This is a genomic window from Streptomyces sp. KPB2, assembly GCF_003950055.1.
Lineage (GTDB): Bacteria > Actinomycetota > Actinomycetes > Streptomycetales > Streptomycetaceae > Streptomyces > Streptomyces salinarius.
Genome location: NZ_CP034353.1, coordinates 1 through 26,846, shown reverse-complemented (window position 1 = coordinate 26,846; position 26,846 = coordinate 1). Strand labels below are relative to the sequence as shown.

The window sequence follows — 26,846 nt, the reverse complement described above, 5'->3', positions numbered from 1 at the left end:
ACCTGGTCCAAGGGCGCCACCGGCCTGCGGTAACCGTCGCCTCATCCGGCACCGTCGGCCCTTGGATGGTCCCGTGGCGGGAACCCATGTCACACGGCCCGGATGCGACCGTCCCTTCGACGGGGCAGGGGAGTGGGCCGCACCTGACGGGTCCCTGCCGATGGTGAACAGGCACCACGCTCGAGCGGGCCCACCGCTGCGCTGACATCGGCTGTGCTGCACGTCAGGCTGAGAGGTCGCCGGGGCGCTGCCGCTCCTGGGCGCGGACATCCAGATGGACGTCCGCCAGCAGCTTCTTCGTGATCCTCTGCGAGCCGTCCTCGATGCTGGCCAAGGCCGCAGCACGGATCAGGTGGGAGAGGCTGCCCATCACCCCTGCGGTGCGGCGGTGGAGGTACTCCGCGTGCCGCTCGAGTGTGCCGGGCCGGTGGTGGCGCAGCCGCAGGGCTACTTCCATGTCGCCGACCAGGTCCCGCCACGTCTGCCGCTGTTCGTCGGTGCCGTAGGGCAGGGCGGTGTGGCGCAGCAGTGTGAACCGTCCGGCGATCTGTGCTCCGCGCGGCCCGGTCAGTAGGGGGGAGTGTTCTACGTCCACACCTGCATAGACGAAGGTGGCGGCGATGCGTTCGCCCAGGTGTTTCATCTGGTCGGCGGTCTCCGCTCCAGTGCGGGTGCGCGTGTTGAGCAGGTGGACGTCGTCGACGAAGACCAGTTGGGTGGCCTTCTCAGCCAGGACGTGGCAGACCGCGTCGGTGATCTGCGCCTGGTTCATGCGGGCGTGCACGGGGATTCCGAGGAACCGGGCGAACTCGCTGACCAGCATCTTCGGGGTCGCGGATGGAGGTACGGACACGAAGGCCACCGGGAGGCGGTCTTTGAGGCAGGGGTGGCGGCGCCGGTCGGTGTGCTCGAAGATCCGACCCAGCTCCATCAGCGTGGTGGTCTTGCCGGTCGTGGGCGGTCCGGAGACGATCAGCCCGCGCCGCGCGGTTCCCTGCTGGCGCCGGTTGAGTACGAGCAGGCGCCGAAGCTGCAGCGACACCTTCTTCATCGAGGGGGTGGTCATCACCACGAACCGTGAGTGGTAGTCCTCCAGGTCCTGTGTGTTCCACGACGGGTCGTCTGCCGGCGGGGCTTCCAGCCGAAGGGTGCCCACGAAGTCCTTCCAGCCTTGCCAGATGCTGATCGGCAGGAAGGGCCCTTCCTCGCTGTCCTCGTTGTCGAAGTCGGCGAATGCCGTTACTGAGGCCACTGGTCGGGTCCTTTGCGTGCGTCGTTGATGATCCCCGCGCCGCGGGCGCGGTCGGCCGGTGCGGCGGGGTGCGCAGGCGCTTCCTCGTCGAGCCAGGCCAGCAGGTCGTCGTCCTTGTCCGGCCAATCGGTCTCCTCGTCCCAGTCCTCGGCCGCCTCCGTGAGGTGAGCGGCCGGGGCGAGGGTGGCCAGTACGTCCTGCCCGGCGGCCGGGGCGGGAGGACGGGGGAAGGGGACGGCGGCCGAGGCGCGGGCTGCCAGGGTCCGTTCACGGGGGCTTCCCTGCCCGGCGGAGGCACGCCGGAGCAGGGCGTCCAGCGCGCGGGCCAGAGCGAGCTCGTGCTCGTCCCGAGTGCCTGTACGGGAGACGGTTTTGCGGATGTGGTTCCAAGTGAAGCTGGTGAACGGCAGTGTGACCTGTGTGGCGTGGATCCAGGGCACGTCCACGAAGCCGTCCGGCAGCCGCACCCAGATCCGGGTCGGGTCGTAGGGGTGGTAGTGCACTTCCCACTTGCCGTCCTGCCCTGCGTGCCGGGAGCGCTGCCCCCGGTAGTCGTTGAGGGCCCGGCTGTCGTAGGTGCGGTAGTCGAAGCGGATGCCGCTATCGGTGATGGCCTGCCACCGCACCGGCATCAGCTCGATGTAATCGTTCATGGAAAAGGGAACCGGGACGTACCCGCACACTCCGATCAGCGCCTGCCACATCTCGTTCGGCGTCAGAGCACGCCTGGGCATCCACGGATGCCGCAGCCCCTCATGCGGCCGGTGCTGCCAGCCCGCCACCACCCACTCGTCCAGCAGGTCCTGCAGCTGCGCCAGACTCCAGCACGCCTCCTCCTGCGTAAGCGAGCCGCGCTGGGTGACATCCGAACCGGTGTAGCCGGCCACGTACTGGCAGAACTCGGTGTTGACCGACGCGAACGTGCGCTCGACCCCGCCCTTGGCCGGGCCGTTGGCCGGCGGGACAGGCTGCACCGAGATGCCCAGCGACCCGCACGCGGTGATGAACGATGTTGACACGAACACACGCCCCTGATCCACCACGACCGTCTCCGGCATGACCACCGGCCGGGCAGCCGCCTGCGCCAGCCGCTCGTCCAGGGACACCAGCCGCTCATACGCGATCACCGACGCCCGCATCGCGAGCGCTTCATCCCACCCAGAACGCATGACCATCGGGGTGGCCGCCTCCGCCAGCAGCAGCGCCGCATCCACCGCGCTGGTCCCCGCAGGGCGCAGCACGGCAGCCACGATGCTGCGCGTGGCCAAGTCCAGGGCAAGCGTCAACTCCACGCGGCCGAGCACCCCGTCGTCCAGCACCGCCATCACATCCAGCGGCGTGCTGTCCATCATGACGAGCTCGCCCGGGCGGAGCGCGACAGTCGGCGTGAACGGCGGCTCGGGCCGGGAGGAGCGGTGACGCCGCTGCAGCGCTGTCCCCAGCAGTCCCCGCCCCTGCGCAACGGCCCGAGCCAGCCGATTGAACGTCGACTCCGGCGGCACGGCCACCACGCCAGGACCGTACCTCTCATCCAGAGCCCACCCCACCTGCCGGCGCAGCCGCGACAGCGTCCCCGTGGAACGGGGGGCGTTCTCCTTCAGCACCTCCAGGAGGGTCTCCACCACCCGTTCGTCCGCCCGGCCCAGCGGGGACGAGCCGCGAGCGGCCCGCTGATCCACCAGCCCCCATACTCCCTGCGCACGGTAGCGGGCCCGCATCCGCCGCACCGTGGCCACACTCGTCGGCGAGCCACCGGCCGTCAGCTCCCGCGCCTTGGCCGCCTCGCGTTCGCCCAAGCTGTGCCGGGCCGGGTCGTAGCAGTCGCTGACCTGCCCCGAGCCGTCCGCAGACCCCGTCTCCACCTCCCGCACGTGCCGCTCCCACTGGAGCGCACGCTCGCGGGCCTCCTTTTCGAGCGCGTCCAGCATGCCCAACGGCCCGACGGCGCCGGGCTTGGCCTGCCCGACGACCTCGAAGTGCTTGTCGGCCAGCAGGTGCGCCCACGCGACCGACGCCACCGCCCCCTCGGCGTCGACCAGTTGCACTCGCAGGCCTTCCAGCACCGCCACCGTCCACGTCCGCGCCTGGAAGACGACCTGGCCGCCCACCGTCACGCGGGCCCGCCGGGTCACCGCTCACCTGCTCGCGCCACCCGGGCCACCGTCTGCTCGTGCAGCGGCCTTCCCAGGTCCGCCCGCAAGACACCCGACCACAGCGCGTTAAACACCGCAGGCCACGCCGCCAGCGGATCGCCCACCTCCCGCACGGCCTCCACCAGCGGCCGCGGCCGCTCGAAGCACGCCGCCACCGCGTCAGTGTCGGCACCCGCCGCATGCCGCGGGTGCCTGAAGCCCGCCAGCCACCGCACATTGGCCGCGAGCACCGGGTCCGGCGGGCCGGCGATGCGGTAGTGCCAGCCCACCGTTGCGGCCGCCGCCTCCATCACCCGCGCCCGTCCCGCAAGGCGCCGGCTGACCCCGCCCCGGCCCGCGCAGTCCACCAGGGCCGCGCTGCCATCGGACAAGCGGGCCAACAGGTGCGGCACGTGGCCCACCCGGCGCCCGCCCCGGCCCTGCCACACCAGCTCCACCGGGCTGCACGCCAGTGCGGTCACCGACCGGTCGAAGTCCAGCAGCATCACCTGCGTGCGCATCGCGCCGAACCCGTAGTGCACCAAGCGCTCGTCGGTGGCCGACCACCACCAGCCCGGGGCGATCCTGCGCCCCGGACGCACCGGGAAGGGCCGCACTGGCACGCACCGTTCGAGCTCGCACTCCGCGACCTGGAGCCACGGCACTTGCCTCAGGACGCCCCGCACGTCGAGGAACCGGGCGTCGATCAGTGATGCGTCGACCAGCAGGCGTCGGCGCGCAACCTCCGCAGCGTCTGGTGTGCCCAACCTTCGAACTCCAAGCAGGCTCGCTCAATGTGTCTGCCCAGAGTGCAGCTTCACCGGCTGAAGGGCACCGCTCCTCCCCGAAGGTCGCGCATTCTCGATGTCCCTGTGGTAAAGGGAGCTCGCCCGAGGCGGCCTTATCGCCGCGAGTGACGGGTCTCCCGCCATCACGGCGGCCGGGGCTAGTCCGTCGCACCGGCAAGCCGGTATCCCTTTGCGGACGCCCGATCAGGAGTCGTAGCGCTTTGTCACCACAGCCGTTGTCCCCGCGAGCGCCGCGCCCACCGGCGTCTCGGCCCACTGAGCAAGCAGCAGCGGCTTCTCCTCCACGGACTTCAGCAAGTGCGCGACCTCGTCGGCGTCCGGTACAGCGGGAAGGGCACAGCCGATCACGGTGCTGCCCGTGGCACTGCTGTGCTCCCCGTACTCCTCGTCGGGATCGTCCGGTTCCCAGCGCCCGACCTCGACCTCCCAGCAACCGTCGTCATCGCCAGGCTCCGGCGCCTGGACCGTCATGTAAAAACCGTCGGAGTCGTGCGGCTCGGCGAAGAGCTCGCAGCTTGGGTCGTCCAGTGTGGCCCACATTCCGGTGCACCGGGAGTGCGCTGTGACCAGCACCCGGAGGCCGGCGACAGCCTTCTCCCGCTCCTCCGAAGTGAGCCCTGCCTCACGGCGGTCGAGCCGTTCGCGGGTCTCGTCGCTCAGTGTGTCCATTCCGTCGTCATGTTTCACGAACGGATGGGCGAACTCCCAACAACGCAGGTTCTCCGTCTCAGGTCCCGAGGAGGTTCCCGAGAAGTCGTCGAGTGCCGCACGCAACTCGGCTTCTTCCAGCTCCAGTTCGGAACGGATCGCCCGACGGACCGTATCGGGCACGCTCACCAGAGCGTTCTCCAGATCGACCAGCGCCTGGTGAAGCCGCAGACAGACGTACTCGTACCAGAGGCTGTGGGCGCCACAGAGGAGATCGGCACGGGCGGCAGCCTCTGTCAGTGCCGCAAGGTGCTTGCGCGGGTAGTAGTCCGCACGCTGCCCCCGGCGGTCATGGACGCTGACGGGAACGGTGGCGAAGGCGGAGATCCGATTGAGGGCATCGACGATCGGAAGGGCAAGGCGCGGGTCGCCCAGGCTCGTCACAGTCTTGGATTCGACGCCGTCCAGACCCCGGTAGGTCGCCAGGACCTGGGTCTTCCCACGGTTGGCGTGCTGAGAGTAGATGGTCAAGGGGACGCCTTTCGCCCGCCCGGCATACGCCGGACGGGAGGGGTGCGCAGGGATGGGAGGAGGTGGTGGCGAGGGTGCTTTCCGACGCTCCGTACCTCAAGGTGATTGGTGGTGGCCCAGGTACTTTCCCAGGCTCCTTGCCTGCCCGCAGGCTAGACGTATCGGCGGTGCGCCACAAGCGATTTTCTCGAGCAACCGATGGCGTGGGTCCGCGCGGCCGGGTGAGTCCATGCTGGGGGCTCATGAGCGATTGAGTCCAGGCGGTATCGACGCCATAGGCGTGGGCGATTGCGCCAAGGCCGTCGGCCGAGCCATGGCGGAGGACCCGGAGCTTCCCTGCCGGCTGGCCGTTGCGGAGTGACGAACTCACCGAAAAGTCGAACATCTTATCGAATTTCTGGAGTATGGAAGGCGCGCCCCTCGACGGCCACGCTTATGGCCTGGGCTTCATCCCTCAACATGGCTGAATACCTTCCGGTAGCTCCCGGAGGTGAAGGCTGCGATTCCAGTCGCCTCAGCGCCGATTCCGCGGGCAGCCCCCTACTTGCTGCCGCGGCCATCGAGGCAGCTCAAGCATGCCAGTGGTGCTGCGCGGTAAGTCAGTTGGCCTGGGGTAGTTCTTGATCACCTCTGTCCGAGGGGAGGTGATGCATTCTCGTCACAAGCGGCATAACGGGAGCCCCTTGAATCCGGCCTTTCCGAGGACGTTGTCAGTGGGGGCATCTACCTTCCAAAGGAGGCTTGGGACAAGCGCCCATGGCGGTCGTGAATGGGGGAGTGGTGTCACCAGAAGAAGAGAAGCCCGCCACAGCCGACAGCGTGACCGACGCGCGTAAGGCCGTGGAATATCTGGTGCGGCCGGAGTCCAGCGAATACATCCCGATCATGGAAGTGCTGGAGGGGTCGGTGACCGACCTGACGGTTGCCGAGGTCGCGGCAGCGCTGGTGGCTGCCGGAGTGCGCCTGGACGCACGCCTGGTAGAAAGACGCCTGGACGCGCTGAAAGACATGGGCGCGGTTTCGTTCCGGTCGGACACCAGCCACGCCCGCCGCTACGCCGAGATCCTGCCCCGGAACTGGCGCTACACCGCCAGCCCGGCGGGCAGGCACGTCCAGCGCTTCTACCGCCAGGTCCTGGCGGGAACGGTCACCGCGCGGGAAATCCCAATCGTGTCGCTCAGCCGCATCGTGTCCCACCTTGAGCAGCTCGCTGCAGCCCTGGGCGCGGGCGAGCCCGATGCCAGCCTTCTCGACGCTACCGTGCTGGACGCCGTGAGTTCCGTGTTCACCAGCCACGACGACCTCGACGCCGCCCTGGTCGGTGCCGAGGACGCCCTGATCGGTCTCGCCGACCGGTTCGACCTGGACGAGGAACACACCAACGACCTCAAGGGGCTGCTGGTCGACTACGCCACCCGCGTGGCAGCCGAACTCGACTCCGGCTCCGCACGGGCCGCCGCAGCACTCGCGGTGCTGCGGCCGTGGTTCGGCCTGCTGGCCCAGGCGGCTGTCGATGCCTCCCAGGCCCGCGCCCTCATCGCCGCAGGTGCCCTCAGCGCCTCCCGCGGCGGCCGCGCGGAGGACTGGGAAGGATTGTGCGCGTGGTTCGACGCCCGCACCGGACGGGCCGCACGGTTTTCGCTGCGCCTGGTGAGGGCGCTGCCGGGCATGCACGCCAACCTGCGTCGGCTGCACTCCTCGGCAGGCACCGCCTCCACCCGCAGCCGCGCCCTGGCCCTGGCCCGGGCGGTATTGACCCCGGAGATCGGGGTGCAGATCTTCCAGGCCGCGGTCGGCGACCATTCCTGGCGCAAGCTCTACGGCCAGGCCGACGCAGACGACCTGGGCCGCAACCCGTCCTGGCGCGGCGGACCGCAGGTGCCGGTGCCGACACTGCTGCGCACCGCCGGCCGGTCCGGTCCGCGCGGCAGAGGCGCCGCACCACGCGACGACACCAAGGCCAAGGCCCAGGTCGCCGAGGCCCGCGCACGCCGCCAAGCGGGACACCAAAGGGCGCTCGCCGCGGTCCTGGCCGCCCTTCCCGGCCAGCAGCTGGACGAGGCCGCCGCCCGGGCCGCGCTCGCCGCCCTGATGGCCGCCGCCCGCGCCGCCGCAACCGGGCCCCGCCGCACCGGCACGAGCGGCGGTCTCGCCTGCACACTCGTCCACACCGGCTCCGGGACCGGAACCCTGAACGCCCCCGCCTGGCGGGTGCTCCTGCCCGGACGCATCCCGCTCTTCCACCGGCCAGGCCAGCGTCCTTCCGCCGCGGCTCTCACCGCCCTCGCGGGAACAACGACGACGGAGGACCCCTCGGCGCACGCAACCCTGCGCATCACCCCGCACACCGGTCCGAACCCGCCCGACAACGGCCCCTCTCCCCTCGTTGCCCGGCAGGAGGGCGCAGCATGAGCGAGGATACGGACCTTCCCGCACGCGAGCCGGCGCCCGCATCGGATGCGGCACTTCCTCACCCTGCGCATCGGCGGCGCAGGGCATGGCGCCCCGAAGCCGACGCCGAAGTCGCCGCACTCCTGCGCCGCCTGGCGGCCACCTGCTGGCTCATCGGCGGCCGCCACGACGAACTCATCGCCGCAGTACGCCGCAACGAGCACGCCCTGCGCTCCGCCGTCGCCCGGCTGGGATGGGTCCTGATCGTCGAACGCGACCTGGTGCGCCTGCGAAAGAGCCCGCCGCCACGCCCCCAGGCCTGGGCCGACCGAGGACCGAGTCCCGCCGCCTGCTCCTGGTTCTTCCTGCTGCTGGCTGCCGCCGAGTCGATGCCGCCGCGTACTGCCGTGGGACACCTGGTCACCCAGGCCCACGCCGCCGCTGCCGAGGCCGGACTGCCTGTCCACCACGACATCACGGAGCGTCGGGCCATCCTGGCCGCCCTGCACATGCTCGACGACCGCGGCGTGATCGAACGCCTCGACGGTGACCTCGACCGCTACCTGCACGATGAACAAGCACCCGTGCTGCTGGCCGTCCACCACACCCGGCTGGCCTACGTCATCGCCAATCCCGGCACCCTCGACCCGGCCGCCGACCCACAGGCATGGCTGGAACAGGCACAGCGCGAACCGGACGCCGCCCGCCGGATGCGCCGCGCGCTCGTGGACGACACCTGTGTGCACACCGCGCTGCTGGACGATGCCGAGGCCCAGTGGCTGAGCCAGCGTGTGCGCGGCGACGACGGCGGCCCGCTGGCCGACGCGTTCGGGCTCGTGCTGGAACGCCGCGCGGAGGGAGCCGCATTCGTGGTGCCCGACGAGGCCTTCCGCCACCTCAGCGAACTCGGCCCGATGCCCTTTCCGGCACCCGGAACCATCGCCCACGCCGCGCTGCTGCTCCTCGACCACGCCGCCCTGCACGGCACCGCTGAGAACGCCCCCGGGCCGGGCTGGCGCGGCCTGAGTGAGGAGGCGGTGGTCGCAGCACTGACGGCATTCGGCGCCAACAACGCCTCCGGCCGCGGCGGCTGGAGCACCGAGTACGTCCAAGAACCCCTCCTGCTCGTCGGTAAAGTCCGCGACCTGCTGACGGGCACCCACCTGGCCCGGCTGACCCCCACCACCCCGCAGGCCGACGGCAAGACGACGCCCCTGTGGTGGTTCGCCCCCACCACCGGCCGGTGGGCGGAGGAAGGCACCGCCCAGCCCAAAACCGCCCGCACCCGCTCACGCCGCGGCACACCCACACCGAAGCACCCCCAAACCCTCCAGCAGGGTCTGTTCAGCACGACCGAGACCGACAAGAACCCGGAGGAACACCCTGCATGAGTGACATCCTCGACCTCGACTTCGCCCTGCCCCCGGCGCCCGCACCGTCGGGCAACACCGGCCGCTTCGGCGGTCGCTGGCGGCTGGTCGGAGCCGGACTGTCGAACGTGTGGCGCTACGGCGACCTGGAACTGCCCGCGGCATCGGGCCGGCTGCTGCTGCGCGGACCCAATGGCACCGGCAAAACCACCGCGCTGGAAGCCCTATGGCCCTACCTGCTCGATCTGAACGGAGCCAAACTGGCCGCCGGCAAGGCACGCCCCACCACCCTGAAACTCCTGATGAGCGAAGGCGCCCCGGCCAAGGGCCGCCGTTACGGCTATCTGTGGCTGACGTTCGCCCACCCGGCCGGCGAACCGGCACCGAACACGCCGGACACGGCGGCAGACGACGACGCCGTCAGCTTCGGTGTCCGGCTGCAGTACTCACCCAGTTCCACCCCCGCCGTCAGGGTCGTCCCCTTCACCGTGCCCGGCCGGCCGCTGAAGGGCCTGGCGCTGCGCGGCCCCAACAACAGCGCCTTGGAGCATGAGGAGTTCTCCGACCGCGTCGAGGCCGCCGGCGGACGGGTCTTTGCCGAGCCCGAGGACTACATCGAAGACCTCGCCGCCCGCATCTGGTCCACCACCTCCGGCGAACTGAGGCTTCTCGCCTCACGGCTGCGGGAAGTGCGCAATCCCACCCTGCTGGGCGACGTCTCCCCGGCCGCAGCCGCCGACGCACTGCGCCAGTCCCTGCCCGGCGTGGCCGAGGACGTTCTCACCGCCACCGCCGAGGCCCTCGCCGAATCCGACACCACCCGCGAGGCGTTCGAACGCGACGAGCACGCCGCCACCCTCCTTGAGGAGTTCGCCCGCGTATGGACCGGGCATGCAGTCGACGTCACCCGCACCGCCCACACCGCCGCACGCCACGCCCACGACGACGCCAGCACGCGCAAGCGCCGCGTCCAGCAGTGCACCGGCCTGCTGGAGAGCGCGAAGGCCGAAGCCGACCGGGCTGCAGGCGACGTCCAACGGCTCGACAACGCCCACCACAAGGCCCAGGCCGTCGTCCGCGCCATAGAAACCAGCGACGCCTACCGCTCCCACGGGCACGTCATGGACCTGCGTAAACGGCTCCGTGCCGAACAGCGCGCCGCATCCAGCGGCTACGACAGCCTGCACACCGCCGCCCAGCAGGCCCGCACCCAGACCAAGACCGGCCAAGAAGCCCTCGACGACGTCATCGGCGACCTCGCAGAGACCCTGGCCGGTGCAGAGGCGGCCGGTTCCCCGCCGGTGGCATTGGAGACCCTGCTCGCCCACCACCCCCGGGCCCGCGTCACCCGTCAGGTCGCCGACCGCATCGCCGACCCGGGCCCAGGCATCACCCTCACCCATGACCGCGAAGGTCTCGACCAGCTGGCCGCCACGTGGAGGGCCCGAGCCCAGGAACACCGTTCCACGGCCGACCGGGCCGCACTGGTCCTGCGCGACCACGACCCCGTCGCGGCAGCCGAAGAGACAGCCGCGACCGCACACCGCACGGCAGCCGGCGCCGAGAGCGCCTACGACGAAGCCAGCCAGGCCCATGATCGCGCCACCGCAGCGGCCCGCTCGGCCGCCCGCCAGGCCCTCGCCGAGGTGACCCGGTGGGCACCCGAACACCCCGCTCTGCGAGGCCTGCACGACGAAGTAACCCTGGACGGGGACGAACTGACGGTGTGGGATACGGAGGACGTTGAGTCCTTCATCCACGCAGAACCCGCCGCGGTTCGCGACCAGCTCAACACCTGGGCCCACCAAGCCCTACGCATCGGCGAAACCCTCGCCGCCGGTCACGAGAGCGCAGCCCAACAACACCTCGCCACCGCAGCAAGCCTCGACACCACCGCAGCCCAGCACCGAACCGAAGCCCGCCACCTGCGCTCGGGACGGCTCCTGCCACTGCCGCGCCCCTCCTGGGCTCGGCCGGACGAGGACGACACCGCGCTCGGCAGCCTGCTCGAATGGCACCCCGCCCTCGACGACGCCGACGACCACAAGGCCCTGCTGGAGCTGGCCCTTGCCAGTTCCGGAATCCTCGGCGCCCACTTGCACGAGGGCGGCGCCACCACCCACGCCTGGCACATCAGCCCCAAGGGGGCCGTCCAAGAGCACAACCTGACCGATGTCCTCAACATTGCGCCCGGCCACCCGCACGCCGACCTCGCCCACGCCGTCCTGCAGCGCATCGCCCTGGCCGCCACCGCCACCGCCTCCGACCACCGGGACACGCCGACGCTCGTCATCGGCCGCGACGGCACCTTCACCGCCGGACCCCTCGCCGCCGACCCTGCCACCGCCCTGCGCGCCGCCAGCAGCCCGATCCCCGTCGCCTCACACATCGGAGCCCGCACCCGCCTCGCACGGGCACGCGCCAAGGCTGACGAACTCGACGCCACCGCGCAGGAACTCGAGACCAGCGCCGCCGAGGAGCGCCGGCTCGCCGACGGGCGCCGCCAGCAACGCGACGCCCTCCGCGCCGAAGGACGGGGCTTCCCGCCAAGGGACGACCTGACCACCGCCGAGGCCGAACGCTCCCGCACCGCCAAGACGGCGCATGAACGCCACCGCACCGCACGGACCCTGCGCCGGCAGGCCGATGACGCCGCGGCCGAACACATCCGCCTGCGCACCGCCTGGGAGACCCGCGCCCGGAGCCTGGGCCTGCCCGCCGACCCCGGCGGCCTGGCCCAGCTGATCGACACACGCCAGGCGTCCGCCCAGAAGCTGAACGGCTGCGCAACCCAGCTGGCCACACGACTGCTGCCCCGGATCCAGCGCATCGTGCAGACCTTGCCCGACGAAGCCGCCCTCACCGAGCGCCTCGCCAAACTCCAGCACACCGCCCAGGACATGCACGCCACCGTGCTCGAGACCCAGGCAGAACTCACCGAAGCCCAGGCCCATGGCGACGCCGACGACGCGGCACGCCGCTACGAGCAGGCCACCGCACAGGCCAAGGACCTCCACCAGCAGCTCAAACACGCCGCAGAGCAAGCCCTCATCGCCGAAAAACACCTCAGCACCTGCGAAAGCGACCTCATCGCCGCCCAAGAACGCCTCAACGAAACCCTGCCCCTGCAGAAAACCACCCGGGCACACCTGACCGCACTGCTGGCCTGGCCTCCCCTTGCTCAGGCCCTTGGCGCCGACCCCCGCCTTATCTCCCAGGACACCGACACGGCCGACCTCCTTACCGCCGTCGACGACCTGCTGGCCCGCCGCCCTACCGCCTCCAAGAAGACCCTTGGCGAGCGCTACGACGCCGTCCGCGCCGACCTCGCCCAGACCTGGACCATCGCCCGCGACGACCCGCCCGCTGGCATCGAACAGCTCGACACCTTCGTCCTCACCCACGCGGAAACCCACTACGACCCCCTCACCGCCGCCCAGCGAGCCCAGACCCTCGCCGGACGGGCCAAGGCCGCACTCGACGCCGCGGAAGCGGCTGCGTTGCGCGATTTCGTCATCGGCCGCCTGCCCTCCGCCATCGGAACCGCATGGGCCGCCCTGACCGCCTGGAAGAAGACCGTCAACCGCAAAATGCGGCGCGACCTTCTCAACCGGCGTGCCGAACAGGCTGCGGCCAGGGAAGAGGAACTGACCGGAGCGATCACCGCGGCGGAGAAGCAAGGAGAAGGCCGGGACGCCCTCGCCCAGGCCGCGATGCTCCTGAATACCCTCGCAGAAACCGCCGAGGAACACCGAGACGAACGCGACCGGCTGGCCTCCCTCACCACACAACTCGACGACGAACACGATGCCATCGCCACGGCTGAAGCGGAACTGGCAGAACGGGCCGCACACGTCGAAGCGACAGCAGAGGCAGCCCGCGCCGCCACCCAGACCAGCAAGCAGATCCGCACGCACAGCACCACTGTCCGCACCGCGTTGGACGCGGCCCTCCTGGCGGCCCGGCGCGTCGCTGACACCGCGCGCGCCCATGCCACCGCAGTGGACCGGCAGAAATCCGCCCACAAAGACCTCGGCCCGGTGGAGGCCGAGGCAGCTGCGGCCCACGGAGATCTCACCGCGGCCGAGACACACCTGGAGGCGCTCCGGCTGCGGAAAAAGGCAGCCGCGATCGCCGCCGACCTCCACCCCGACGACGACTGCCCTGTATGCCGCCGGCAGCTCCCGGCCGACTTCCACCCCACAACGGCCGACGCGGAAGAACTGACTGAAGCGCACACACAACGAGAGCAGGCCAAGAGCGCACACGACAGGGCCATCGACCTGCGCGCCGAAGCCCGCGCCGCCGTGACCGCCGCCGACAAAGCGGTGCTCGAACGCGACCACGAGCACCAAAGCGCACAGCAGACGGCGCAGGAGACGACCCAGGAAGCAGAACGAGCCTTCCGAAGCCTGGAGGCGCTGGCCACCGCAGCAGGCACAGACTTCGACGCCCGGTCAGCCTCAGCAAGGCTGACCGCCGCTACCACTGCCCTGGCCGCCCCCGCCGCCAGCACCACCCCATCACCGCACCAGCAGCACCTCGAGCAGGACACCGCAGCGATCACCCACGCCATCGCAGCATGCGAACACGCGGCCACCGCACACGCCGAAAAGCTGCAGGCCGAAACGCACCGCCACACCGCTGGAATCGAAGCGGACCACAAAACACTGGCAGAACGAAAGAAAGCACATCACCGCGACACAAAAGATGCATCCGCAGCTCAAGAGCGGCATGCCCGGGCCGTAACAAGGACCGCCGCCGACATCGGCATGCTTCCAGCGCGCATCCAGGCGATGCTGCCGCCGAATCCGATCGACATCGTCATCGGACAGACGGACGCCGCCACCACAGCGGTCAACGCCCGGCAGACCGAACTCCAAGAGCTGCTCGACCAGAGAGAAGCAGCCCGAGCGGAGAAGACCGCAGTACTCGCCGACCAGCGCACCCTCGACCACGACACCCACACCCGCCTGGAACGCCCCCTCGACAGACTGCGTGACAACCTCGACGCATGGGCCCAGTCCGCAGACCAAGCTCGCACCCGACTCGAAGAGGCCGACCGGCCAGCGCTGCCAGAAGCTCCCACCCAGCCGACGATCGCCGAGGTCCGCAACTACGCCGCCGCCCTGTCGACGACGACCTCAGTACTCGGCGACAAGCTCATCGAGCGAGCCACCACGGCGACAGAACGCGCATCCGCCGCCGAAAGCCGCCTCGGCGAGCATGCAGCCGCACTCGCCGACATCGACGCCTCAGCCGACCTGACCACACCCAAATCACTTCACCCCCTCGTTGCCGCAGCTGCGCAGGCAACCAAAGAAGCCGAAGACCAGCGCTGCAAACAGCGAGAAGCACAGGACCTGATCAAGCCGGCCGCTGACCTGGACTTCGCCATCACCGCAGGCGAAGCCCGCTACGAAGCCCTCGAGGTACTACGCCGCGAACTGGTCGACGCCAAGTTCCTGGGCCACCTCACCACCCTGCGAACCCGCGCACTGCTCGGCGTCGCCAGCGATCTACTCGGGCAGATGTCCGACGGTCGATTCGGTTTCGCAGACGACTTCGACATCATCAGCCGCAGCTCCGGGGTCGCACACCACCCAAATCGCCTGTCAGGAGGGGAGAAGTTCATGGCGTCCCTCGCCTTGGCCCTGGCACTTGCCGAACTGCATTCCCGCAGCGGGCCGACTCTCGGCTCCCTCTTCCTTGACGAGGGCTTCGCCGCCCTCGACACCACCGCCTTGGACCTGGCACTGGAGGTACTGCGCGCCCAAGCCGGCGGTGACCGCCTGGTAATGGTGATCAGCCACCTGCACGCCGTCGCCGAAGCCGTCGACGATGTGCTGTGGGTGGAGCGGACCACCGCCGGCTCATCCGCCCGGTGGCTCACACCGGCTGAGCGAGACGACATGGCCCAGAACAACCTCGCCAGCGGACTGCACTCCCAGGCGCGATAACCAATACAGGGCACGGAAGGGCTGACGGAAACGGCCGGGAGATACCGCCGGGCACCTCTGCGCACGGCTGGGCTGCCGTGCGGCCCCAGGCCAGGTAGCCTCGGCGGCTTCGCCGCCTACCCGGCCGCCGCCTGCTTCGGATCGAGGAAGAGCTGTATGACTGTGGTCGAATTGCCGAGGCCCGGCCGCCCCGAGCGGTCGCGGCTCTTCCCCGACCAGGCCGAGGCCGTTAAGCGGCTGGCACGGCACCTGCGGCGCGCGGGAACGCGCGGACTGTTCGTGTCGGCGACGGGCACTGGCAAGACGCTGGTGTCGATCCGGGTGGCGGACGAACTCCGCGCACGGCTGGTGCTGTTCGTAGTCCCCACCCTGGACCTGGCCGCGCAGACCGCACTGGCCTGGCGCCGCGACGGCCACGGCGAGCACATGGTGATCGTCTCCTCGCTGGACGCCGCTGGCCGCGATGACCTGGTTGCCGCGCGCGTTGGCTCGACCAGCGACCCGCTCGCGCTGGCGGCGGCGATGTCGGTAGTGGGGGAGGGGCCCGACCAAATCCAGGCTTTGACGGTGATCTGCACCTACGACTCCCTGGACAAGATCGAGCAAACCCAGAGCAGCGGGTACGCGGTGCCGCCGTTCGACCTGGCGGTCATGGACGAGGCACACCGCATCGCGGGCCGCGCCGACAAGAAGTGGGCCATCGCCAACGACGCACAGCGCATCCGCGCCGACCGCCGCCTCTACATGACCGCCACCCCCCGCACCTTCCTCGCCCCGGAACTGGCGGAGTCCGCCGACACCACCCGCCCGCGCCGCCGCCGTACCGCCGAGCCGGACGGGGACCTGGACGCGTTCGTCAACTCCATGGACAACGAGCAGGTGTACGGCAAGAAGGTCTTCGAATACACCCTCGCCCAGGCGGTGGAGGACGGCCGGGCCGCGGACTACCGCATCGTGGTGCCCACCCTGACCGACACCGACCTGCGCCGCCGCCTGAACATGCCCGCCCCAGGCACGACCACGAACACCGCCGCCGGTTCCGGCGAACAGGGGGACGACGGTGCGCTGCGCACCACCGCCCTGCACCTGTCCGTCCTGCGCGCCATGACCGAACACCGCCTGAGCAAGGTCCTGGTCTACTTCAACCTCGTCTCCGACGCCCGCCGCTTCGCCCGCGAACTCCCCCACACCCTGCGCCTGCTGGCCCGCACCGACCCCGGCCTCGTCCCGGACATCACCCCCAAGCTGTTCTTCGCCCACGGCGAGCACACCCCAGCCCAGCGCGCCGACACCTTCACCGCGTTCGCCGCCGCCGACTGCGCGATCCTCGCCAACTCCCGCCTGATCGCCGAAGGCGTCGACATCCCCAGCGTCGACGCGATCGTCTTCGCCGACCCCACCCGCAGCGTCATCCGCTGCGTCCAGGCCCTCGGCCGCGCCCTGCGCCTCGACGTGAGCGGCAAGACCGCCAGCCTGATCGTCCCCGTCTACGTCCCGCCCGGCGCCGACGGCGAGAACATCCTCGGCACTCCTTACGAGCCGGTGTGGGCGATCGCCTGTGCCCTGGCCGGCCACGACCACCGCATCCTCGAACGCCTCCCGGACAAGGCCAACCGCCTCCCACGCGAGACCAGCGATGTCATCGCCCGCCGCTGGCACTTCGACTTCACCGTCCACCCCGAACGCATCGCCCAGGCGATGGACCTGGTCTCCTTCGACCCCCGCGACGCGGCCGTCTCCCGCTCCCGCCGCCTTGGCCTGGCAGCCGCCCAGTCCTACCACGACCAGTACGGCCACCTCGACGTCCCCACCGACCACACCGCCCCCACCGGCTACCGGCTCGGCACCTTCATCACCACCATGCGCGACGCCCGGACCGCCGGCCGCCTCGAAGCCGACTGGATCGCCGAACTCGACGCCCTCGGCATGATCTGGGACAAGCACGACGCCGCCTGGCGCTCCCGCCTCGCCGCCGCCGCCGACTACCACCACGCGCACGGCCACCTCGCCGCCCCCGCGACCACCCCCGTCGGCGCCTGGCTCGCCGAACAACGCCACCTCGCCACCAAGAACACCCTCGATGCCGCCCGCGCCGACGCACTCACCGCCCTCGCTGCCGACTGGCGCCTGCCCCACGGCGCGGACTGGCACCGTAAATACCACCTGCTCCGCGCCCACCTCGCCTCCGGCGCCGATCCGGCCGCCCTCACCCGCGACACCCTCCTGGCAGGGGTGAAGATCGGCTCCTGGCTCCACCGCCAACTGACCACCTGGGCCGCCCTCCACCCCGGCCAGCAGCACCTGCTCACCACCCTCGGCCTCACCCCCGACACCAACCCCCTCGCCCCGGCCCGCCGCACCCGCCGGACCTTCGAACAGACCGTCCAGCTCCTGGAACTCTTCCTCCACCGCGAAGGCCGCGCCCCCACAGCACGCGAGACCATCCGCGTCGACGGCGACACCGTCAAGATCGGAGCCTGGCTCGCCAAAGCCCGCACCAAGCACCGCACCGGCCAGCTCCCCGACACCCATGCCTGCCTGGTCGCCGCCCTCTTCGACGGCGACTGGACAACCGAGACCGCCGTCCCCGCCATCCTGGCCTGACCGCCCCGCTGCCAGCAGGCGGGTCCGGGGGCCCGTATGCTGCGCCGGTCCGGCGTACCGCCCGCTGAAGGGAAACCGCCCCGCCGTGTTCCAGCAGACCCCCGTCTACGACCGCCTCGTCGCCGAACGCGGCGACGTCCCCGTGCAGGTCCGCGGGGAGGCCGACCGGATACGCCGCGACCTGGCCCAGGTCCTGCGCCAGGCTCCCGCCCCCCAGCCGAGCACCCCGCCAAGCGTCTTCGAGCTGAAGCAGCCTCCCAGAACCCTGTAGGCATGCGGCCGTGCCGCGACCGTCAGCCGTCGGGCTCGGCCGCCGCCGGGGCGTCCGCGGCGGCGTGCAAGCTGCTCCGCCCTGCGCTGGCCGCGTCCCGCTGCAGCTCCTGGAACTCGTCGTCGGTGAGGTCGTCGCCCCAGGCCTCCGTCCGCTGCTGCTCGGCCTCTTCCCCGTCACATAACTGCCGCTCGCACTGGCGCACGGCCGCGTCCCGCTCGCGCCGAGTCTCGGCCTCCTCGACGACGCCATACGGGTCCATCAGCCAGGGCCAAGGGCGGGGTCCGGCCAGGATCCGTGCGCGGGCGGCGAGCAGCGCGCGGGCGGTCTCCAGCCGGTGAAGAGGGCGTCCCCCGCCGCTCAGACGTGTCGGCCTGGTCCCTGAGGACCCTGTCCGGGCGCGGGGGGCTGCGGCACGGCTGTCCGCGGCGGTACGGATGGTGGCTGGGATGTCAGGGCGCGTGCGGCCTGGCCCCGCAGGAGCCGTTCGGCCATGGCCTTGATGTGGGCTGCCCGGTCAGCGAAGGGCCGCGTGCCGCCCCGGGTCCAGCGCGCAGGAATCCCTCCTCGTCGTGAAGTCACCACGGACGGCGGCGCGCGGCGACTGGCGCACGAAGCCGGTCAGCTGCACCTCGTTGGGCGAGTGCGAAAGCGGGCCACAGCCCCCTTCACGCGCCACTTCCTGGCTGCGCGAGCCTTGTCACCGGGGGTGCCAGTAGGCGTGCGTGTGATGTACGTCAGCGTCGATGACATCGCGCAGGACCTCGCGGTCGTCTGCGGGCAGGCGACCGCCGAGGAGGTTCGCGGAGAGCCGGTACGCCTCGGCCAGTTGTGGGTCGGCGGCCGCGAGGACGCTGGAGAGCAGCGGTTCGTCCCGTTGTGACGCCGCGTCCACCAGGGCGATCAGGCGCTGGCGCTCCAGGTCCGTCATGTCGGGCAGGGCGGCGCCCAGTTGTCCTTTCAGAGCGGCCCAGGTGAGGGTCTGCTGGGCACGGGCTACCCGCATCAGAGCGCCGCGCACCGCTGCGGCCGCCGCGGCGAGGGTTTCGTCCGACAGGCCTGCGGCAGGGCGCGGGACGTGCTCTGAGGGCGCCGTCTTGTCCACGGCGTACTTGTCCCTCAGTGCCCGGACCTGCCGCCGGAGTCTGCCGGTCAGGGCGCTGCCGGCCGCGGTGACGGCGTCTTGGAGTTCCCGGATTTTCTCCTCACGGCGTCTGGGCGACATGTGCGTCTGCTGGTGCTCGGCCACCAGACGCTGGACCCTCAGCACGGCTTCCTGCTGCTGCCGTCGCACGCGTGCGTCGTCCGTATCGGGCCGGGGCGGCAGCACGGCTCCTGCGCGCGGCGGGGCCGGAGCGAGCCTGTCGAGCGCCTGGCGTCTACGGGCAGCCGTGTCCGGCGCCGGCTGGTGGTTCTTCTCCTGCAGGAAGAGGCGAGCTTTCTGCAGCACCTGCAGTTCGGCGGCGCTGGCACCGCGCCGGGTCAGGGCGGTGGCCCGGTTGTAGTGCTCACGCACATCAAAGGCACGCTTGTCGCCCACGGCGCGCTCCAGGTCCGCGAAGACGCTCTGCTGGTAGCCCATATGGCCCTCCAGCCAAGTACGGGCTTCGGCAAGGGCCTGCTCCGCTTGCGCCCGCGCGTGCGACTCGAGGGTCTCAAGGAAGGAGCCACTGCCCTCGCAGAGCCGGCGGACGTGCTCGACCGTGCCGGACCGCTGCGCCGATTCCAGTCCTCGGATCAGACGCGTGACCGCTTGCGGCAGCGGCTGCGTGCGCGGGAGCGGGTCCGCCCGCGAATCCTTCAAGATCCGCTGCGCGGCCTCGGTGACAAGGCCGTCCGCCGTCCACCCGCAATCCGCCAGGGGCACCCATTCCGTGGGGCGGGCGAGGCTCTCGGTGCCGATCCAGACCCGGCGGTCCGCCCCCTCGCTCTGCACACGCACCCGGTACACGTACCGGCACCGAGAAAGCGTTCCTGGTTCAAGCGGCAGACCCGCCCCGAGAAACGGCACGCTGCCCTCCCAGACCGGGCGGACCCTCCCGTCGAGATGAACCCTGAACTGCCGTCCATCGTCCAGGTCGACGTCCAGTACAGAGCCGATCGGATCCGGATAGGAGAACTGTGCCGCCCGCCCGTGACCCGCCAAGGACGCCTGCAGCGCGCCCTTCACGTACAGGTGGTCGGCGCTCGACTCGCCGACACCACGGCGCCGGCACACCGCCTCGCCTACGTGATGCCCGGCGGGATAGTGCTGGAAGTGGCACTGCCTGTCGACGTACAGCTTGTCCGCCAGACGAGCCCCGCACCCCCCGAGCAGCAGGCCGCACCAGAAGGAGTCACCACGATGACGCCGTCGGAACGCATCCAGCTCGATGGCCGCTACGGGCAAAACGACCGGCACGTCCGAATGCTCGTTGCCGATCACCGCCGTCTGCACAAGCCGTGAGTCACGCACCGGCGCCCCCCAAACCCCGCCCTTCACATTAGATGCTGCGCCCCCGTTCCCTGCTGGAAATCGGGCCGTGCAGGGCACAGCCACATCGCAAGCTTGGAGGGCGTGGCGGTGGCCCGAGCAGACCGCCCGTGTCCCTGCTCGGCCGGTGCCGAAGCGGACAGCTCGGGCGCGGCCGTCCACCACAGCCCTGGATGCCGCTGACAGCCCTCCGCCTGCCAGCCATGTCCCGGACGAACCGCGCGGACGCGAAGGCTGCGCCCCGGCCGCCCGCGGCGAGCGTCCTGCAGCCAGCCCCGCTCTGAGGTCACAGGGCCAGCTGCTGATGCCGGGCGCGGAGTTCGGTGAAGAAGTCCGTCAGCATGTGTTCCCCGCCCGGGCCGGTCAGCTCCCAGCCGCCGAAGCGGTAGATCTCGTATCCGGCCAGCCTCAGCCGACGGTCCTCAGCGACCATCTCCGCATACAGCCGCGGCACGGCGGTATGAGAGATCCGCCCCTGCCCGTCGGGTGGGTTGGGGCGGCTGTAGTGCTGCACTCCGTCGACCTCGATCACGATCCGCGAGCGGTCCGGCGCCAGGAGCAGGAAGTCCATCCGCTGCCGGAACAGCGCCCCAGACTGTTTAGCGCTCTGCGCGTGTAGGGGTCGTAGTGGAGGTAGACGTGGGGGATCAGCGCGGGCAGGTCGAAACCGCCTTCCTCGGCGTAACGGGCGCAGTAGCTCCGCATCACCAGCTGCTCGGGCGGGGAATCCAGCGACCGGTACAGACGCCGGTACAGGCTCTCCGTCGCAATCTTCCCATCCGCCCCCGGCTGGTGGTTCTCCGCCCACCAGTCGACCAACTGGCGCCAGGTCAGCCCATGCGGCGGCAGGGGATCGGTGAACACCAGACAAGTATCGGCGTGGCGGACGATCTCCACGTCGTTGTTCACGGCGTCCCGCAGCACGATCTGGGGCTTCGCCCCGTCGGCCGCGAAGATCAGGTTCTTGAAGTTGCCCGACGGCCCTTGGTGAAACGGCGCTCGTACTCCAGCTCCTGCAGCTCTCCAGCGCGTCCCTCGTCGGTCCCAGAATCTGCTCGAAGCAGTCCCGGCGCGCGGTCCGAAACGGCCCCACGTCGGGGGCTTGAGGGCGAGGTGCTCCAGGACGGCGCGGTGCGCCTTGATGACCAGGGGCACGTTCTCGTCGTCCAGATGCCTGCCCTGGTCGTCGGTCCCGTGGGAGACGAAGTCGTGTTACAGGAGCCGGGTGAGCGCGATCGCCACGTCCAGATCGGTTCGGCCCTCCAGAGGGCCGAACCGCAGGGCCTCGATCAGCCCGACGTCCAGCACCCAGGGCTGCGCCCATCCGTCGCCGCTGCTGAAGAACGCCGTCAGCTCCACGCCCACCCCCGCTTGGTGATCTCCACGGGACATCGTCGCCCCTCAACAACGCGGCCACCAGAGGCTGCACGGGCTGCCTCGCTGGTCCGGTGTCACCTCCGGTCGTCCCGTCCCTTCGCCTCAGACGGAGCCTTTGCGGGTGCCCGTGCGATGCGGTTCGCGGCCTGCGCGTTGACAGGTGCTCCGCGCAGACGGCCTGGACCGTGCTGGCTGGTGCACGCAGGGCGCCGCGGAAAACCGGGGAGAACTTTGTTCCGGAACTTTCATCCTGTGTCGCGGGCTAGCATTTCACTTCTCTACCCGGCGGAAAAGTAGATGCTGGATCTGGAAAGCTGAGACAACACCCGGAAATCATCCCGTATGAATCGAGGGGGAGAGTCCTCGGATTCACGCATCGTGAACGGAGCAGACGGAACACACATTGTGAAATGCTGTCTGAAATTCTGTCACGGAAAATTAATGCCGCCGTACGGTGATTCCATACGGCGGCGCGGTAGAATGCCGTGTCCGGCAAAGTGGAAACGATGATTCGCCGGACACGGTCTCGGATGTGCTTCATGCTCCCGCGAGTCCCTACGGACTCGACATTCGAGGACTCGCGGGAGGGCCGAGACGGTGCAGGGCCCGGGACCACTTAGCCGGTGGGACCGGGTCCTGCCGCCCTAACTGAGGTGCTGGAGCAGCGAGTAGAGCTGCTCCTGCGTCTGCAGCCACGCCTGCCTGGCGAGGGCGCCTCCGTAGTGGAGGATCCCCAAGGTCCAGTAGACCGTCTCCATCCCGCGCCGGAAAGCGCGGTAGAAGGTGGCCGCCTTGCGCGGCCCGGTTCCCGGCTTGTCGCCGGGGGCGTCATCGGGCGTCTCGGCCGACTCCGACGGCTTGTCATCGTGGTCGGCCATGGTGAATGTTCTGCCTTTCTCTCAAGCGGTGATGTCTGACGGTGATGACCTTATCGTGCGCAGCCTCCCGCCTCCTTTCTCGTCTCGGCCGAATTCGACCCGGGCCCGCTCTGGCTACCTGACCGGAGGGTGATTTGACCTCCCTTTCTTCACCTCGGCGAATGAATTTAGCCGCCTCTCGGTGATCTGCGTCTCATTCGGTGCGGCCGGGAGCCCGCGCGCCCCGAACACTTGTGCCACGCCGAAGAGTTGCGTCGGCAGGACCCGGGCAGCCCCGCGTGAGCCTGTCCTCCGGCTACGGGGGATCGCGCAGGTGGCGCAGGAGCATCTGCCGCAACTGGGCCTGCACCTCGTCCAGCGGCTCCCGGTTCTGCGTCTGGGCCGCGGCCTCGACCTCCATGGCCTCTAGTTCGTCGTCGGTGAGCGGGCCGGGACCCAATCGGCCGGCGCGCAGCACGGCTTCGTACCAGTCCTCGTCGTCACCGTCCTCGTCGGGCTCGGAGATGCCCGGTAGCGCGCCCGGCTGCGCTCCTTCTCCCAGTCCTCGTAGGCGCGTTCGGCGGCTGCGCACGGATACCACCCCAAGCTGTGGTCCTTTGGGTGGCCGATGCGCTCGCGGGCGGCCAGCAGTGCGCCGGCCTCGGTGTCGGGCGCGCCGCAGGCCGACAGGAACGCCTGGAGCAGCTCGGCGGTGACGTGACTCTCCCCGCGCAGCACCGCACCGAGCGTCGACCTCGGCAGCCGCGGGCCGCCCCGCGCCGCCAGTTCACGCTCGGTGGGCTGTCCGGCCCGGGCACGCACACGCTTCATCGCCCGCACCAAACCGGCCGACGTGGTGATCCGCCAAGCATCGGATCCCTCCCGCGCCCGGGGCTCGCGAGCGACCCGTACCCGCGTCAGCAGCTCCTCGCCCCGCGAGGGGTCCACCCCCGCACCGGCGGCCCAGGCCTGCACCACCCTGTAGGTGGGCACACGGCCGTCGACCGCCCGGCGCAAGGTCCGCTCCGTGACGACATGACCGGCCGCACAGGCTTCCTCGGACATCTGGCCGAAGGACTTGTCCCCGCGTGACCGGACCAGCCAGGCGCGCAGTTCGGCCAGTTCGGCCGCGCCCGGGACTGGACGGACCGCCTGCCTGCGCGAAGGCTGGCCTTTCACGTTCCGGCCTCCCACAGCCCCCCCCGGAGGAAGGACGGATGGGCCGGGAGTTGCGGCGGCACCGGGGCCGCGACGAACAGAACAGTACAAAACACAACCTTTCGGGTATAGCGGGGTAAGGGACCCGGCGGCAGGCAGGGGAAGAGGAGCGGTGCGGGTTCGGGGACCGACGCCCGGCCCCGCGCCGACCGGACGATCGTGGCAGGCTGAAAGGATCAGATGCCAGCGGCTTCGGCGCCCGGCGCAGAGATGACGTACCACCTGCTGCTGCTCATCACCGCAGGCCAGGCGTCGGCCCGGACATTTCTGGCCGGGTTCGCCGACGTTGGGCTCGCGCGGCGCGGTGACAGTGGTCGTGCCACGTGGGCGAGCGGCAAGTGTTGAGGCAGACCCTCGCCAAACGTCCGGCCCGTGGATCAGCCGGTGGCCGCATCCTGCATAGACGATCGCTCGTCGCCCCTGAGCTCGTGGGACGTCATACGGCCGTCCGCGGAGCGGATGAGCAAGAGGCTGGGGAACTCGGTGGCCCAGTCTGCGAGGTGAAGTTCGGGCAGGAAGGTTCCGTTGCGGGCTGCCTCCTCGCCCCAGTAGTGCATGACGGCCTCGAAAACCCTCCTGAGAGCCTCCGGGGGCAGGTATTGGGCCAAGCTCGCTGCATTCGAGGCCAGTTCCTGAGGCCGGAGACGTCGCGGGGTGAACATGACGGGGCCCGAGCGACCAAGACCCCCGGAGCGGGTCATGCGCCGTACATGCGGGGGCGTGGGGCGGGCATCGAACGCGGCGGTGATGCGCTGGTAGGCGGCGATGTACGGGCGCTGTCCGGGCGCATCGATGCCGCAGACAGTCAGAAACGTCACCAACTGCTCGGCGGTGGGCGGTAGCTTCCTGCGCTTGACGATCCGCCAGGCGGTGGTGCGCGGCAGGGGCGTGCGCCCGGCCGTGAAGCGGGCGTCGCTCAGCGGGGGCGCACCGGCCCGCTCGTAGGCGGCGGCCAGGGCGGCACCGAGGTCGTCCGCGGTGTGGATGAGGGCGGGAGCCGGGGCATCGAGGTGACGGAGCCGGTCACGCTGAGCCGTGCGGCCGCGAGCACGCAGGACATGGGCCCGGGCGTGGTCGTTCCGGCTGCCGGAGCATGCGCGTACGTAGGCGTCGAGGACGGTCGGCGTGGGGGCCGCGAGGCCCCGCTCGGCACGCTGGACAGCGCCGCGGGAGATATTGGCGACCTGGGCCAGAGTGCGCTGGTCCAGCCGCGCGGCGCGGCGCAGGGCGATCAGGTGCTTGGCGAGCGGGGCGAAGGGGAGCTCCGCCGTGCCGTCGGCCGGAGGGCGCGCCGCTCCGACCACGCGGGAGGCGACGAGGGTGTTCACGGTACGAGGGACTCCGTTCTGGCAAGGGCCGCCGACGATGCGCCGGGGTCCGGGCTACTGGTCGCAAGAAGGCGAAGTCCAGCGGTAGTTGGACCCTGCCGGTAGAGGACTACGCAGTGCACAGCCTTCCACGCACCACCGTTGCACCGCCGCGCCCAGTATCCACTTTCGGCGTTATGGGAAGTTCTGGCCTCGCGAGCGTTCCCCGCCCCGTCCCACAATCTGCAGCCGGGCCAGAGCGCCATTGCCGCCTCAGGGACGGCGGCTTCCCGGGGGACTACCCCCAAGGCGGCCTACTGTTTGTTCCAGCCGATTTGCGGCTAGGGCCCCTTCTATATGACTGTGGTCGGAGCAGAACGACACCGACGGTCAGCCGCCGGTGGACTCCTGACGGCTCCTGGTCGCAAGCCCGAACCCGTTTCAGGACCTTGGCAGGCGCGTTGGACCCGCACCTGCCGGCACATCGAGCCGACATCGCCTCGATGCCGGCTCGATGTGCGTACCCGCCCAGCCAGACGGAGGACAAACCGACGCTCTAGACGGCACTCCCTTCACCAACGCACGGTGATACGGACGGCCCCCCAGGACCGGAAGCGGGGCTGAACGTGGCAGGACCTCGCGCGCCTCGGTGACGTGAGGGGCCGCAGGTTCCGACGACCCTCCCTTCGAAGGGCATCGTGAACCGCCCGTTGGGCTGCGCCTTGTCTGGTCGGTGAGGTATGCCGCTCCTACCGCCCGGCCGGTCGGGCGTGGCCGTGGAGTAGCTCCATCCCTACGACGAGCAGGAGCTGCTTCCCGGCCTGGTCGAACTGTTCCTGGGGGGTGGTCTCGCGAAAGAGGCCGGCCAGCTCTCCGGCTTGGGCGGCGAGGTCGCTGCGCTGGGCGAGGTAGTCGGCCATGGAGGCACGGTAGACGGCACGGGCACGCTCCAGCAGCGCACCGTCCACGGTCCCGTCCAGGGTGCGGCTCAGCGCGGCGCTGAGGGCCTCGACGTGGCCCACGACCGCCTCGACGGTCATCGGCGTCTGCACGGGCCCGAGCGCCCGGACGAGGCCGCTGGCCGCAAACACCGACTCCGGCTCTATCACATCCCGCACGACGTCCAGCAGCTCGGCCCGCCCGCGCACTGTCAGCGCCTTGCCGTTGCCCAGCTCGGTGATCACTCGCACGAACCGGGTACGCGCCGTCTCGCCCGCCAGCTGATGCCCGACCTGCTCCAGCAGACCCACCGCGCCCTCGCGCGCCACCTCCTGGCTGCGCCGCCCGCGCCCCACCCACGTCACCCACGCCCGCTGCGCCTGCCGCGTGGGGACGCAGCCGTCCCACCACAGCCACATGGCCAGCGGCACCTGCGCGAGCGCGCTCAGGTGCGCCACCTGCTGCCGCTTGTCCAGCAGGAGCAGCAGCAGCCAGCGCTGGTTGGCGCTGTGCTCGGCCTTGTCCGAGCCGCGCCGCCGGGTACGACGACGCGGCTGGTCCAGCAGCCCCTTGGCAATCCAGTCGTGAACCCGCCGCACGTTCATGTCCGGATAGCCAGCGGCATGGGCATCCGCCACCAGATCGTCGATGGTGCCAGGCCCGCTGATGCTCTCCCAGGTGTACACGGGGTGGAAATTACATCGTTC

18 protein-coding genes are annotated in these 26,846 nt (G+C 70.4%); 5 read left to right on the top strand and 13 right to left on the bottom strand.

The features are described from left to right. Positions 1-223 precede the first annotated feature (223 nt). From D1J63_RS00080 to D1J63_RS00065, 4 genes are all read right to left on the bottom strand, one after another. Positions 224-1,252 (bottom strand): TniB family NTP-binding protein, encoded by a 1,029-nt coding sequence (locus D1J63_RS00080; protein ID WP_125627161.1) that lies wholly within the window; start codon positions 1,250-1,252, stop codon positions 224-226. Continuing rightward, complete coding sequence (locus D1J63_RS00075; RefSeq protein WP_164712660.1) at positions 1,240-3,384, bottom strand: Mu transposase C-terminal domain-containing protein; 2,145 nt, start codon at positions 3,382-3,384, stop codon at positions 1,240-1,242. Before D1J63_RS00075 ends, D1J63_RS00080 begins: the two co-directional genes overlap by 13 nt. Continuing rightward, positions 3,381-4,151: a TnsA-like heteromeric transposase endonuclease subunit gene (locus tag D1J63_RS00070; protein ID WP_241235485.1), complete on the bottom strand. Its 771-nt coding sequence runs from the start codon at positions 4,149-4,151 to the stop codon at positions 3,381-3,383. Before D1J63_RS00070 ends, D1J63_RS00075 begins: the two co-directional genes overlap by 4 nt. Before the next feature lie 225 nt (positions 4,152-4,376). Beyond that, entirely contained in the window at positions 4,377-5,372 is a 996-nt protein-coding gene (locus tag D1J63_RS00065; protein ID WP_125627160.1) for a hypothetical protein, read from the bottom strand. An 819-nt stretch (positions 5,373-6,191) separates the two neighbouring features. Between D1J63_RS00065 and D1J63_RS00060 the strand changes: the two genes are divergently transcribed. From D1J63_RS00060 to D1J63_RS00040, 5 genes are all read left to right on the top strand, one after another. Continuing rightward, positions 6,192-7,784, top strand: a complete 1,593-nt coding sequence (locus D1J63_RS00060) for a DUF2397 family protein (protein WP_125627159.1) — start codon at positions 6,192-6,194, stop codon at positions 7,782-7,784. After that, positions 7,781-9,154: a DUF2398 family protein gene (locus D1J63_RS00055; RefSeq protein WP_241235484.1), complete on the top strand. Its 1,374-nt coding sequence runs from the start codon at positions 7,781-7,783 to the stop codon at positions 9,152-9,154. The genes D1J63_RS00060 and D1J63_RS00055 overlap by 4 nt, the downstream gene beginning before the upstream one ends. Then, positions 9,151-15,093 (top strand): SbcC/MukB-like Walker B domain-containing protein, encoded by a 5,943-nt coding sequence (locus D1J63_RS36990; protein WP_241235483.1) that lies wholly within the window; start codon positions 9,151-9,153, stop codon positions 15,091-15,093. Before D1J63_RS00055 ends, D1J63_RS36990 begins: the two co-directional genes overlap by 4 nt. Positions 15,094-15,249: 156 nt before the next feature. After that, positions 15,250-17,697 carry a DEAD/DEAH box helicase gene (locus D1J63_RS00045; protein ID WP_125627158.1) on the top strand — a complete coding sequence of 816 codons (2,448 nt, stop codon included), beginning with the start codon at positions 15,250-15,252 and terminating at the stop codon, positions 17,695-17,697. 85 nt (positions 17,698-17,782) lie between these two features. Next, positions 17,783-17,968, top strand: coding sequence for a hypothetical protein (locus D1J63_RS00040; protein WP_125627157.1), 186 nt, complete (start codon positions 17,783-17,785; stop codon positions 17,966-17,968). A 22-nt stretch (positions 17,969-17,990) separates the two neighbouring features. Here the strand turns inward: D1J63_RS00040 and D1J63_RS00035 are convergent, their stop codons facing one another. From D1J63_RS00035 to D1J63_RS00005, 9 genes are all read right to left on the bottom strand, one after another. Continuing rightward, a complete protein-coding gene (locus tag D1J63_RS00035; protein WP_125627156.1) occupies positions 17,991-18,230 on the bottom strand; it encodes a hypothetical protein in 240 nt (79 codons plus the stop codon). A 438-nt stretch (positions 18,231-18,668) separates the two neighbouring features. Further along, a complete protein-coding gene (locus D1J63_RS00030) occupies positions 18,669-20,393 on the bottom strand; it encodes a hypothetical protein (protein WP_125627155.1) in 1,725 nt (574 codons plus the stop codon). Between the two features lie 334 nt (positions 20,394-20,727). Next, on the bottom strand, positions 20,728-21,012 hold the full coding sequence (locus D1J63_RS36985; protein WP_241235482.1) for a hypothetical protein: 285 nt from the start codon (positions 21,010-21,012) through the stop codon (positions 20,728-20,730). After that, positions 20,970-21,596 carry a hypothetical protein gene (locus D1J63_RS36980; RefSeq protein WP_241235481.1) on the bottom strand — a complete coding sequence of 209 codons (627 nt, stop codon included), beginning with the start codon at positions 21,594-21,596 and terminating at the stop codon, positions 20,970-20,972. The genes D1J63_RS36985 and D1J63_RS36980 overlap by 43 nt, the downstream gene beginning before the upstream one ends. Positions 21,597-21,653: 57 nt before the next feature. Continuing rightward, positions 21,654-21,833, bottom strand: a complete 180-nt coding sequence (locus D1J63_RS36975; RefSeq protein WP_241235480.1) for a hypothetical protein — start codon at positions 21,831-21,833, stop codon at positions 21,654-21,656. 629 nt (positions 21,834-22,462) lie between these two features. After that, positions 22,463-22,696, bottom strand: a complete 234-nt coding sequence (locus tag D1J63_RS00020; protein WP_125627154.1) for a hypothetical protein — start codon at positions 22,694-22,696, stop codon at positions 22,463-22,465. 405 nt (positions 22,697-23,101) lie between these two features. After that, a complete protein-coding gene (locus tag D1J63_RS00015) occupies positions 23,102-23,854 on the bottom strand; it encodes a hypothetical protein (protein WP_125627153.1) in 753 nt (250 codons plus the stop codon). A gap of 416 nt (positions 23,855-24,270) precedes the next feature. Further along, a complete protein-coding gene (locus D1J63_RS00010) occupies positions 24,271-25,221 on the bottom strand; it encodes a helix-turn-helix transcriptional regulator (protein WP_241235479.1) in 951 nt (316 codons plus the stop codon). 728 nt (positions 25,222-25,949) lie between these two features. After that, the gene (locus D1J63_RS00005) at positions 25,950-26,744 is read right to left on the bottom strand and encodes a hypothetical protein (RefSeq protein WP_125627152.1); all 795 of its coding nucleotides are present in this window, start codon (positions 26,742-26,744) and stop codon (positions 25,950-25,952) included. Positions 26,745-26,846 lie beyond the last annotated feature (102 nt).